At 33.6% G+C, this 12,878-nt stretch carries 9 protein-coding genes; 2 read left to right on the forward strand and 7 right to left on the reverse strand.

Translation table 11 applies throughout. From position 1 onward, the window contains the following. Positions 1-303: 303 nt before the first annotated feature. From Q4Q40_RS18250 to Q4Q40_RS18280, 7 genes are all read right to left on the reverse strand, one after another. Entirely contained in the window at positions 304-1,641 is a 1,338-nt protein-coding gene (locus Q4Q40_RS18250) for a DEAD/DEAH box helicase (protein WP_303303410.1), read from the reverse strand. Positions 1,642-1,649: 8 nt separating this feature from the next. Further along, positions 1,650-2,987, reverse strand: a complete 1,338-nt coding sequence (locus Q4Q40_RS18255; RefSeq protein ID WP_303303411.1) for a DEAD/DEAH box helicase — start codon at positions 2,985-2,987, stop codon at positions 1,650-1,652. A gap of 121 nt (positions 2,988-3,108) precedes the next feature. After that, positions 3,109-3,300 (reverse strand): cold-shock protein, encoded by a 192-nt coding sequence (locus Q4Q40_RS18260; RefSeq protein WP_303303412.1) that lies wholly within the window; start codon positions 3,298-3,300, stop codon positions 3,109-3,111. Positions 3,301-3,461: 161 nt separating this feature from the next. Next, positions 3,462-3,866, reverse strand: a complete 405-nt coding sequence (locus Q4Q40_RS18265) for a YcbK family protein (protein ID WP_303303413.1) — start codon at positions 3,864-3,866, stop codon at positions 3,462-3,464. A 104-nt stretch (positions 3,867-3,970) separates the two neighbouring features. Next, the gene (locus Q4Q40_RS18270; RefSeq protein WP_303303414.1) at positions 3,971-4,531 is read right to left on the reverse strand and encodes a hypothetical protein; all 561 of its coding nucleotides are present in this window, start codon (positions 4,529-4,531) and stop codon (positions 3,971-3,973) included. A 316-nt stretch (positions 4,532-4,847) separates the two neighbouring features. Then, positions 4,848-6,407: an FAD-linked oxidase gene (locus Q4Q40_RS18275; RefSeq protein WP_303303416.1), complete on the reverse strand. Its 1,560-nt coding sequence runs from the start codon at positions 6,405-6,407 to the stop codon at positions 4,848-4,850. A 5-nt stretch (positions 6,408-6,412) separates the two neighbouring features. After that, positions 6,413-6,760, reverse strand: coding sequence for a hypothetical protein (locus tag Q4Q40_RS18280; protein WP_303303417.1), 348 nt, complete (start codon positions 6,758-6,760; stop codon positions 6,413-6,415). 743 nt (positions 6,761-7,503) lie between these two features. Here Q4Q40_RS18280 and Q4Q40_RS18285 point away from each other — a divergent pair. Beyond that, positions 7,504-10,470, forward strand: coding sequence for a glycoside hydrolase family 9 protein (locus Q4Q40_RS18285; protein ID WP_303303418.1), 2,967 nt, complete (start codon positions 7,504-7,506; stop codon positions 10,468-10,470). A 70-nt stretch (positions 10,471-10,540) separates the two neighbouring features. Beyond that, positions 10,541-12,679 (forward strand): cellulase family glycosylhydrolase, encoded by a 2,139-nt coding sequence (locus tag Q4Q40_RS18290; RefSeq protein ID WP_303303419.1) that lies wholly within the window; start codon positions 10,541-10,543, stop codon positions 12,677-12,679. The last annotated feature ends 199 nt before the right edge of the window (positions 12,680-12,878 follow it).

The following is a 12,878-nucleotide window of genomic DNA, read 5'->3' on the forward strand; positions in this document are numbered from 1 at the left end:
TGTTTACCATATTGTACATTCTATAAATAGGGCTGTCTAAAAAGTGTCGTTCTGAATATTATGATGTTTACGTCTAAGATCTATTTATAAAAAATAGGAGTAATTCAATATTAAGTAAAATATCCATTATCAAACGCTAAATAAATTTAAGCATTTTCGAGCGTACTTTTCGATTTTCTGTAAGTATAATTAGGGTATATTATGGTTTTATTTTTATATTGAAATATGAGCGAAATAGAAATCGAAGATTCATGAACTCCTATTTCTAAAATAAGAGTCAGTGAACTAAACAAATTATATGGGTTATTTTGAGTGATAATTGGTATTATCTAAAATGGTGACCCGTACCTTTTTCTTTTTTAATCGGGTATTGTTTAATTTTTCAACTAAATCATCTGCCATAGTTAATGCTACAGCCACAAAAGCACAATCTTGTTTTAACTCAATAGTTCCCAATTCATCTTTATTTATGCCACCTTGTTTAAAAAAAAGACCAGCTATATCTCCTTTCGAAATTTTATCTTTTCGTCCACCAGAAATAAACAAGGTTTGCCAGTATTGTGGTTTGCGTGGTGCTTTTTTAGAAATATTAATGCCTTTTACATTTTGAATAAATTCTGGTAATAGTTGACTTTCCCACTTTAATATATAAGCGGTTCCTTTTGAATTGACCCGAGCTGTTCTGCCATTTCTATGAATGAATTCTTCTTCATGTCGAGGTAATTCATAATGAATAATATATTTCATTTCTGGTATATCTATACCCCTAGCCGCTAAATCTGTAGCTAGTAATACTTGACATGATCCGTTTCTAAATTTAATTAAAGCACGTTCTCTATCCTTTTGTTCCATACCTCCAGAAAAACAGGCATGAGTAATTTTATTTTTCTTTAAAAAAGCACTTACTACGTCTATGCTGTCTCTTAAATTACAGAAAATAATTCCAGGTTCATTGCCAATATGTTGTACCAAATCCAACAATGTTTTCAATTTATTCTTATCTGGAGAAACCACTGTTTTAATGGCCAATTTAGACGCTACTTTTTCTTTTAAATAATTAACAGTTATTGGCTTGTCTAATCTTACAAACCCTGGCACCTTAACACCTTGTGTCGCAGACGTTAAAACTCTTTTATTTATAGCAGGTAATTGACTAATAATTGCCTTCATTTCACTCTCAAAACCATCTTCTAGTGATTTGTCAAATTCATCTAATATAAGTGTTTTTATACTAGATTTAGAAAAGCGATCACTGTTAAAATGATCCAATATTCTACCTGGTGTTCCTATTAAAATAGCAGGATTATGTTTAATTTCAATTTTGTCTTTAGACATGGGTCTGCCTCCATAAACCGCATTTACTTTATAACCAGAACCCATAGAGCGAATAACTTGCTCAATTTGAATGGCCAATTCTCTTGACGGTACCAGTATTAATGCTTGAACCTCTTTAGATTCGGAGTTTAAGGCTTTCAATAATGGTAATGAAAAAGCCAATGTTTTCCCCGTTCCTGTTGGAGATAATATGATGGCATTTGTTGTTGCTTCAATTACAGAAACAGCTTCCTCTTGCATGGGATTCAAGGCCTGAATATTTAATTTTGTTAAAATATCCTGTTGATTTTTAATATTATTTGCCATAATGATCGCTACTTTTTACTTTTTTTAGAAGCTTCGGTTTTTGAATTACCTGTGCTTGTTTGTGCCAAATAATTTGCAAGTACTTTTTCTATCAACTCTTCTTTCGTTAAATGATGAAATACCGTTCTTACTTTCTTTCTAAATTCTTCTGAAATGGTACGATTTGGTTTGGTTTTAAATATTTTTTTCGCCCATAATAAACCATTGTTTTCTTCTATGCTCTGCGCGTCTGCTTTTTTTAATGCATTAAAAACAATCCCCAATTCTTGTTCAAAATCAGCAATATCCTCCACTTCTTCTTTTTGTAATATAGTTAGCGAAAGTCCTTTAGATCCTGCTCTTGCCGTACGTCCACTTCTATGTACATAAGCATCATAAGTATCTGGTAAATGATAATTAACAACATACGATATTTCTTTAACATCAATGCCTCGAGCTGCCAAATCGGTCGCAACCAAAATATCAATAAACCCTTCCCTGAATTGTCCCATAATTCGGTCACGAATGCCTTGAGATAAACTACCATGAATAGCTCCAGATGAGAATTTATTAATAGCCAGGTTTTTCGCCAATTTATTAACAGCCGCTTTAGTCTTACAAAAGATAATCCCTCTTTCGCCTTCTTTAGTATTTAAAAAATGAAGTAATACGTCTAGTTTTTCTATAGGTTCTACAACTATATACTGATGATCGATTCCCTGATGACCAACGGTAGACATGTCTGCCTCGATCTGTATCACATGTTTTGACATGTAGTTTTGAACCAGTTGCTTTATAGCACCAGGCATGGTGGCTGTAAACAATAACGTTCTTCTAGATTTAGGAATTTCTTTGATAATACGATCTAAATCTCCTTTTAAAGCACTCACCATTTCATCGGCTTCATCCAACACCAAATACTTTAAGTTTTTAATGCTAATAGCGCCACGGTTTATTAAATCGACCAAACGCCCTGGTGTTGCCACGACAATATGAGTCGCGGCTTTTAAACGTTCTATTTGTGGTTTTATAGGAATGCCACCGCACACTGCTGCAACAGAAATAGTTGGGCTATGGGAAGCAAAAGAAGTTAAATTAGCGTGTATTTGTTGCCCTAATTCTCTTGTAGGTGCTAATATTACAACCTGTACATAAGCGTTTTCAACATCGATTAATTGTAACAGAGGTAATCCAAAAGCAGCTGTTTTACCTGTTCCTGTTTTTGCTAAAGCAACAAGATCTTCTTTTTGATTAAGTACAATAGGAATTGCCTTTTCTTGAATATCTGTTGGAACAGAAATTTGTAAGTCGGCTAAACTTTTTTGTAATGACTGATTAATTCCTAAATCAGAAAACGGTTGTGACATAAAATAATTTTGAGCAAAGATAACCTAAAGTCCCTGCTTTTAACTAAAGTTGAAACCAATAAAGGATAAAAAAAGCCCATCAATAATGATGAGCTTTTTACTAAACTTGAAAGTATATGTATTAGATAACTTTTACGTTCACTGCATTTAATCCTTTCTTGCCTTCTTGTAGATCAAATTCAACAGAATCGCCTTCACGAACCTCGTCTACTAATCCAGAAATGTGTACAAAGTGATCTTTATCAACTCCTTCTTCTGTAATAAATCCAAATCCTTTAGAATCGTTGAAAAATTTTACTGTTCCTTTACTCATTGTAATGTAATTAAATTTTTAATACTTATTGATTGGCAAAGATGATGCCATTTTTTTGACATACAACGTATTAATTTAATTATTTTTGTTTTATTCAACTTTATGAAGTCAAAATAACACGTACTACTGGTTTGGCAGGTCTCATAAATTCCTTCAAAAAATTAACTATAAAAATCTTTATATCTAGTTGAATAATTCCATCGTGCTCTATGTCCTCTAATATCATAATGAATAAAACCATTATATAGTCCCAAACCACCTTCTTTTAAAACGCCTTTCAAAATTAAATCTTCAAAAATTAACGCAAGGTCTTTGGATGTATATTGCTTCATTGTAATGTCTGCAGCTTTACCTAATATATGTTGTGAATTTTTAACACCATTAATTTTTGCATTATATGCTTCACTTCTATAACCACTATTTATATGAATAGGTTCTTTTAAAATATCTCTAACTATCTGTAAATTCACAGCTAGTTCTTTAATATTTTCTAGTACGTTTTCTGGCATTGTAGAGCCATCACGACTTTCAAATTCAATTTTATTAAAGTTTTTAGTTAATTGCATTTTGATTAATTAATTTTAAATTAATAAATATTTTACTAAAGTTTTATAATGCCTCTAGTTTATACGCTTAAGAGTATTTACTATAAATACTTTTCCTTTAACTGTTAGGTCTTACTTTCGCGATTCTCACTAACTTTCAAGCCAACATATGCAGCAGAACTTATTCCCATAAGGCCTAATTCCCATTCCCCAAACGCTTCAAAGATACCGTTTGAAGCAAATTTCATAATGAAAATCAAACCAAAGATCAAATTAAAAACGACCGCTTGAAATCGATGGATACTAATGCCATTTTCGTCTGAAAGAATATTGTACATAAAACCTTTTTTATCAAGCCTATCCTGATGTCTGGGAATGTTATTACTGACTTCTGTGCTATCAATAACTCTTGCTGCAGTAGTGGTTCCCAAACTGATACCTAATAGTATTAAAGAAGATTTGTTTATTTTTTGAATCTCCCCCACAGTCCCATAGTAAATCGAAAAACAGCATAAAATGATCAAGGTCCACCATAACAGCTGAGACCTCGAAAAACTATAAGGTTTTTCACTTGAAGTACTTTGATCTTTAAGAAGGTCTGTTTTTCTAGCTAAGTATAAGCCTACAAAAACCATCAAAATTGGTAACAGATACCGGAAAACAATTACCCTTATTTCTTCTAACATAATAATAAAATTTTTAATTAATATTCGTTGATAAATTATTTAACAGTCTATACCTTTTTAAATGTTACTTACAATCATTTGCTATTTAGTTTTAGACAAGAACAATATGTTTTTATAACTATTTTAAATGTGTGTAGCTTGTAATATTTTCATATAAAACACATTAGCTTCATAAAAGGACTACTAGCAGTAGGTATAATACTTCATTATACAAAAAAGATAACACAAAAAATGCTTCGATATTGTTTTTAACACCTTAATATTGGATTGAAAAAACAAAACAATTATAATTAGCCTCTCCCCGTCTGTATTGTTTTTACGCTAACCCAATAGTCTTTAGAAACTTATTAGAAAATAAGGCTTGCATCTCTGGCGATAACAACTTTTCACGTTGGGTTTTCCATTTTTCGACATTATCATTAAACATATGATTAACCAAATCTGGGAATTCCCAATCACTATTTTTTCCCCAATGTATGGTAAAGGGAATATTGTTAGCTTGCAAAGCTTTTATCATAAGCCTGGAGTATTCTTCCAAACTTATAATCTTACGTGTTTTTTTCCATAAAACACCATCAATCTCTATCATACAAGTAACAGGGAACTTAGTAAAACCTAATGTGGCTTTAGTTTGTTTTACAAATCGCAGTGCGAATATGCCTGGTATAGGACCTTCATCCCGTGTTAACTTACCAAGAAGATTCATTGCTTTTTCTGAGTCTTTATGATTTATACCAAACGAGCATGCAAATGCAGGACCTTGATAAGGGGCATCCCAAAATATTTCTTTAAGCATCCCTGTGGTTTCTTCATTTACAACAGGCAAAATAGTTTTACGTAAACGTTTTACTAACCAGGGAATACTTTTAGGTAAATTTTCAGCTAATTTTACAAAGAGGTAAATTAAATCCCTGTATAAAGATTCTTTAATTACTGGAAACGGATCTGGGTAGGGTTCCTGAAAAGGCTTTTTATACATAAGCTCAACAACACAATCGGTTTCATTACTATACTGATTAATAAATATTTTATAATGAAATGGTCGATTACCTTTTCCATTGGCATCTGTTTCCTCTGGAATAACAAACGTTGAATTTTTAAAATCCATGGTATTGGCAAGTTCAAATGCAGCGCTCTTTTTTATTTTTTTCACATAACGTTTAATTAAAAATATAGGCTCTGCTTCTATTACAACGCCATGAATAAAACCAAAACCACCTAAACCTACCAAAGCGGCATAAAATAAAGCGTCGTCTCTAATAACTCTGGCATTTAACGTTTGTATAAAAGTATCACTCAAAGCTGGTTTTGATTCAGGTTCCAGATATACTATATCTTCCTGGTTTGGACCAATAATAAGATTAAGCCCTACAACATAGTCTTGTACAGAACCTACATCAACACCTGCACCATGTACACCAGTTGAAATACAGCCTGCAATAGTCTGTCCATTACTGGCACCAGTGGTTTTAAGCGATTTTCCGTTTTCGGCTAAAGTTTCAGATATTTCTTTAATAGTATTTCCACATTCAAACAAAAATAAGTTGTCAGGATTGTAAACATTATCTGGGTGACAATCGCCAGCGTGTATTGGCATTGAAATATTCATAAAACCATTATAATGCATACGATCCTTATGGCTGGCTATATTATTCATTGACCATGCAGAGCCATAAGCACGAAACCCCTCTCCTGCAGTTTTAGTTTCTTGTATTAAACGTTGTATCTCTTTGGCAACATCGTTATAACGATCCTTTTTTTTAGGCATAACGCGTTCTCCTTCTAACTTTGTCTGGTAGAGAAGCTTTAATGGAAATGGTCCATTCTTATGCAAAGTGTTCCACTCTTCTAGTAGTTTTAATTTAGTAGTAGCCATAAGATTTAATTTGATTTCTTTTCACACACATATTTAATCTTTACTTTTCGTTTTTTTCCGAATGTTATCGTACTTAGTAGTAATCCTCCAAACGTATTGCGGTATTCTACCATGTTCAATTTACCCGATTCGCAAGCATCAGACTCTTTAATAAGTAAAGTGAAGTCTTTTGAAAGTGGATTTATTTTTATAACCGTATCCAGTTCAACCACAGACATTCCGCGATAATAGTCATCTCTATCTGAAAAAGGATCGGGTTGAGGCGCACCATTAATATTTCGTAACCTTACAGAATAACAGGATGTTATTGTACAAGCTATTATTAAGATAATTAGAAGTTTAAGTTGTTTCATTGTTAATGTTTTTAGTACTAAACAAGATGAATTAAGTATTACTTATCACACGCCGCTAAATAACAGCATTAAAGAACTAGACGAAATCCCCAGTACAGGGTAATTCCGTAAAATGCTATTAAATATTTAAAGAGAGAATATTCTTAGTGACTAAAATCTAAGAGATAATAAATATATGGAAATTATTTTAAATCATATATTTCTTACACATTTAAAAAAACAAACTCACAGGCCGTTCCTTATATTCTAAATGCTGGTAGACAATATTATAATCCATATTTATTTATGATAACAAATTAACGGATACTTACATTTTATATAATTTCGAATACAATAAACACATAATGTTTTATCTTTGTAGCCAATTTATAACACTTCGTGTTATCTTACAATTCTGGATTTCCAGACAATAAACTGTTTTTTAAATAAATAGTATTATAAATTGTATTTTTTGAATAAATAAAAACAAAATTGTTTTTTTAACTTAGTAATAATTTTTTGATATTCCTAATAAACGAAACACACTTGTGCTAGCAAAATTATCATGTTTCGTGCTCTCCCGCTCTCTTAAATTTTACAAATAATAGATTGCTATTCTTAATAAATGATGTGTGAATTGATTTTTTCAACTTGGAAACAATTTGGAGAAATCATTACTAAATTGATACGTGAATACATCATAATATGATGATTTAATTCACAAGCATTTTATTTATTTTTTTAACATAAAACCCCAAATTACAATGAGAAATTTTATTAAACAAGGCATAATTCTACTGTTATGTCTCTATTGTGCAAACAGTTTTGCGCAGACAAATTATGGTGAAGCATTACAAAAATCACTATTCTTTTACGAAGCTCAACAATCTGGCGAACTTCCATCCTGGAATCGTGTGAGTTGGAGAGCCGACTCAGCTTTAGGAGATGGCTCTGATATTGGAATAGATCTTACCGGAGGTTGGTATGATGCTGGAGATCATGTTAAATTTGGCTTCCCAATGGCATATAGTGTAACAACACTAGCCTGGGGAGGTATAGAATATAAAGACGCTTATAAAAGATCTGGCCAAATGGATATTTTAAAACAAAATCTTCGTTTTGTAACAGATTATTTTATCAAGTGCCATACGGCTCCCAATGAGTTTTACGGACAACTAGGTAATGGCAGCCTAGATCATTCCTTTTGGGGCGCACCAGAAGTTATGGTAATGGACAGGCCAGCATACAAAATAGATGCTAATAACCCAGGATCTGATCTAGCAGCTGAAACGGCCGCAGCACTGGCTGCAACCAGTATCTTATTCCAAGATTCTGATCCAACTTATAGTGCTACGTTATTAACTCACGCCATACAGTTATATGATTTTGCAGATACTTATAGAGGTATCTATTCGGAATCTATTACAGATGCCGCTGGTTTTTACAGATCATACAGTGGTTATAATGATGAATTAGTTTGGGGAGCCACCTGGTTGTACCGGGCTACCAATGATGCCACATATCTTTCGAAAGCGGAATTGGCATATGACAATTTAGGAAATGAAGGACAAAGCTCTGATAAAGCATACAAATTTACAATGTCTTGGGACGATAAAAGTTATGGCTCTTATGTACTATTAGCTCAATTAACCGGGACAGCTAAATACATGACTGATGCAGAACGCTTTTTAGATTTTTGGACCAGTGGTGTGAATGGAGAAACAGTAACTTACAGCCCTGGTGGTCAAGCACATTTAATACAATGGGGCTCACTTAGGTATGCTGCAAATACGGCTTTTTTAGCTTTTGTTTATAGCGATAAGGTATCAACTTCTGCTGCAAATAAATTAAAATATCACGATTTTGCCGTGAGTCAAACAAACTATGCCTTAGGAGACAACCCGCTTAATAGAAGTTTTATGGTTGGTTTTGGAAATAATCCGGCAAATAACCCACACCATAGATCATCACACGGTCCTTGGGCAAATAGTCTTCAGGGGAGTCCAGAGATACCAAGTCATACCCTTTTTGGAGCATTAGCAGGAGGTCCTAAAGATCCTGATGATCAATTTGTTGATGATCGTGGTGATTATATCGCCAATGAGGTGGCTTGCGATTATAATGCTTGTTTTACAGGGAATTTGGTGAGAATGTACGATGAGTTTGGAGGCGAGCCATTAGCAAATTTCCCAATTGATGAAACTCCCAGTAGAACAGAAATTAGATCTTTTTCAAAATTTAATAGCGACAATGCTTATGGTAGCACAGTAAAAGTTTTGATTCAAAATAGAACCGCTTGGCCAGCGCGAGTAACAGACAACCTTTCTTATAGATATTTCTTTGATATTTCTGAAGGAGTCGCCCAAGGGTATACTATTGATGATTATGATATCACTTTAAACTCAGTTCAAGGCAATAGCACGTCTGTTATTAATGCATGGGATGCAGTAAATAACATCTATTATATGGAGGTTTCACTAGCGGGCGAAGAGATAGCTCCAATTGGGGATCCTCAATTTCGAAGAGAAACACAAATTAATCTTCGTGTTCAAAATGGTGTTCCGTATGATACTTCTAACGACTGGTCTGCACAAGGATTAAATAGTAGTACAGATATAGAGAGTGTTAACATTCCTGTATACGATAATGGCGTGTTGGTATTTGGTAATGAGCCAATACCTGGATCTGGTGTTAATGGTGGTACCATTACTGGAGGGCCATTTACTTTTACTGTTGGCGATGACATCGCAGACCATGTATCTGGAATTACCTTATCTGGCAATGTTGGTGAAAACTCACAATGGGTCGTAACCGATAATCAAAATAATATCGTAGCGCTACCAATTACGCCAGAAGACGTGAATTTCGATACAGAAACTTCTGGTATTAGTTTAATATGGCATTTAAGTTATAACGACGCTATTAGTGGACTTGCAATTGGAAATAATACTTCGGGCTTAACTGGAGACTTTAATCTTTCAAATACAATTTCTGTGATAAAAATAACAGAAGGTAGTAGTAACGATTGTAGTTTCGGGACTCCGCTGTCAACTTCATTACCTAATATTAACAGTGCTTTTACAAATATACATGTGCTGGGAAATGGAGGCCCAAATCTGGATAATGTTACCATATTTACTATTAATTGGGATCTGAATAATAATGGGTTATATCAATTTTCTATAAATACCAATAATGGCACTCCAAATTGGTATGTAGATTTAAGGGGCAGTCTTACATTTAGTTTTAACAGTACGCAACCAGACGCAACTTTTTCTGGTACTGGAATTACTGGATTAGACGGTGCTTATTGGGTTACTGTAGATGCTGGGAATTTTGTAATGGTTTCAAAAACAGACGGATTTACACTCTATTTTAGTAATACCGCTAGCGAACCAATTTGTATTAGTTCTGTTGCAAAAATTTCAGAAAAAACCATTTCTGAAGCTTCACAAAAAATAGAATCTGTATCTAATCCAATACAAACTATTATGCAATTGTCGCCAAACCCAGCACATAATAGCGTCACACTATCTAGCAATGACAGTTTACAACATACCATAATTCATTTAGTAAGCCTTACTGGTAGGGTTATGATGTCTGATAATATAGATGGTATTCAAAAAAAGACAACCATAAATCTTGAAGGACTTCAATCTGGGGTCTATATTCTAAAAGTTCATAATACCAAAACAGGTATTATAATGAACAAAAAGATCATCAAAAAGTAATTTTTAATTTAAAACAATTCCTAAAGGTGGGGGCTTTGGGAATGTTTCTTACATAATAATAAAACAAAAAATGAGATATTTTATATTTATAATTTTTAGCATTGTATGGCTTTTTAGCGCTACAACGAACACGCATGCACAGCAACAAAATTTTTTAAACACTTCTGGAAATAAATTATTTGATTCTGCAGGTAATGAGGTTCGTCTTACCGGAGTTAATTGGTTTGGTTTCGAAACATCTTTATACAGTCCTCATGGAATTTGGTCTAGAGATACAAAAAGTGTATTAAAGCAAATTAAAGACTTAGGGTTTAATACTATTAGAATTCCTTGGTGTAACGAAATGTTGAACCCTGAGGCTAGTATAACCATAAACTCTTTTGGAACAGACCCCTACTCTGGAGTTTCACCAATGAATGCCGAGGAAGCTACGCTAAGTAAACCTATTGAGTTATTAGATGTTATAGTAAACTGGTGTCAAGAAAATAATATAAAAATTGTATTAGATAATCACTCCAGAGCAGCAGATGGTTTTTTAAACGAAGCCTATTGGTACACCGATACTTTTTCTGAACAAGAATGGATAGCAGATTGGATATTTTTAGCGAATAGATATAAAAACTTTTCGGCTGTAGTTGCCATGGATCTTAATAACGAACCTCATGGGTCTACTTGGGGAGATAGCAACCCAAGTACAGATTGGAATAAGGCAGCAGAGCGTTGTGGTAATGCTATTTTAGAAGTGCATCCAGATGTATTAATTATAGTTGAAGGTGTTGGTGAGTTTGAAGGAGATTCTTATTGGTGGGGCGGACAACTTAAAGGTGTAACAAAGTATCCTGTGCAATTATCTAATCCAAGTAAATTGTTTTATTCGGCACATGAATATGGTCCAGAGGTAGCGCCACAAGATTGGTTTGATTCATCAGATTTCCCTAATAATATGCCTGCAATTTGGAATGAACATTTTCATTATTTATATGAAAACAATACATCTCCTTTATTTATTGGTGAATTCGGAATTAAAAATCAAAGTAATGCTACTGCTTATACCTGGTATACGGAATGGATGGACTTTATGGGAAGTATTTATTCTTGGACTTTTTGGACCATGAACCCTAATTCTGGTGATACTGGGGGCATTTTAATGGATGATTGGACCAGTGTTAATCAATGGAAAATGGACGTTTTAAGCCCTCATTTTGCACCGCTAATCCCAAATGTAATTGGTGGAAGTATCAATACACCTCCATTAGCAAGCATAACAGCTTCTGTTACTTCTGGAAATGCACCGTTAAGTGTGCAGTTTGACGCTTCAGGATCATCGGATATTGATGGCGATACCTTAACCTATAACTGGGATTTCGGAAATGGTGATACATCATTAGAAATGAATCCTCTAATTACTTATACAACTGCTGGATCTTATACGGTAACACTTACTGTTAATGATGGTGAAGTCAATTCTGCACCTGTAACCCAAACAATACTTGTAGAAGTAGATGGCGTTAACACTTGTGATTTTGATACGCCTATATCTAGTGCCCTACCAAGTTTAAATGCTTCATATCATAATATTTATGTTTTAGGAAGTGGCGGTCCGAATTTAGATAATGTGACCACATTTACTATTAATTGGGATCTGAATAATAATGGGTTATATCAATTTTCTATAAATACCAATAATGGTACTCCAAACTGGTATGTAGATTTAAGAGAGAGTCTTACAGCCAGTTTTAACAGTACGCAACCAGAAGCGACTTTTTCTGGTACTGGAATTACTGGATTAGACGGTGCATACTGGGTTACTGCAGATGCTGGGAATTTTGTAATGGTTTCTAAAACAGGTGGGTTTACTCTGTATTTTAGCAGTACAGCCAGCCAGCCAATTTGCGATAGTTCTGTTGCAAAAATTTCAGAAAAAGGGACTTCTGAAGCTTCAGAAAAAATAGAGATTGCTCCTGGTTTTATAAAATTAACGCCAAACCCTGTACTGGACATCGTGACATTATCTAGTAATGAAAGTTTACAACATTCTACAATTAAAATAATAAGCCTTACAGGTAGAGTTGTTATGTTTGAAAGTGTAGAGGATGATCAAAAAGAGAAGACAATAAGCATTGAAGCCCTGCAATCTGGAATTTATATTTTAGAAGCTTTTAATACTAAGACAGGTGTATTAAAAAACAAAAAGATTATTAAAAAATAGCTTTTTTTATAATCTTAAAAATAAACACGAAAGGATAATTATTTAGTAACTCTCTTTTTTTTTAATCTAAAAATTCTTCGCCTTCTAAGGTCGAGGTAGCCTATCTCATCGCTCCTTAGGAACCATCAAAATTGCCTTTTTTGGCTGTTCTGGGTGAGGTATAACATAACAAAATTATTGAAACTGACTATCCCCAATC

This window comes from Flavivirga jejuensis (assembly GCF_030540765.1).
Taxonomy (GTDB): domain Bacteria; phylum Bacteroidota; class Bacteroidia; order Flavobacteriales; family Flavobacteriaceae; genus Flavivirga; species Flavivirga jejuensis.

Coding starts and splice junctions, on each gene's coding strand:
- Q4Q40_RS18285 (WP_303303418.1), top strand. CDS start 7,504: ATGAGAAATTTTATTAAACAAGGCATAATTCTACTGTTATGTCTCTAT.
- Q4Q40_RS18280 (WP_303303417.1), bottom strand. CDS start 6,760: ATGAAACAACTTAAACTTCTAATTATCTTAATAATAGCTTGTACAATA.
- Q4Q40_RS18290 (WP_303303419.1), top strand. CDS start 10,541: ATGAGATATTTTATATTTATAATTTTTAGCATTGTATGGCTTTTTAGC.
- Q4Q40_RS18265 (WP_303303413.1), bottom strand. CDS start 3,866: ATGCAATTAACTAAAAACTTTAATAAAATTGAATTTGAAAGTCGTGAT.
- Q4Q40_RS18270 (WP_303303414.1), bottom strand. CDS start 4,531: ATGTTAGAAGAAATAAGGGTAATTGTTTTCCGGTATCTGTTACCAATT.
- Q4Q40_RS18250 (WP_303303410.1), bottom strand. CDS start 1,641: ATGGCAAATAATATTAAAAATCAACAGGATATTTTAACAAAATTAAAT.
- Q4Q40_RS18260 (WP_303303412.1), bottom strand. CDS start 3,300: ATGAGTAAAGGAACAGTAAAATTTTTCAACGATTCTAAAGGATTTGGA.
- Q4Q40_RS18255 (WP_303303411.1), bottom strand. CDS start 2,987: ATGTCACAACCGTTTTCTGATTTAGGAATTAATCAGTCATTACAAAAA.
- Q4Q40_RS18275 (WP_303303416.1), bottom strand. CDS start 6,407: ATGGCTACTACTAAATTAAAACTACTAGAAGAGTGGAACACTTTGCAT.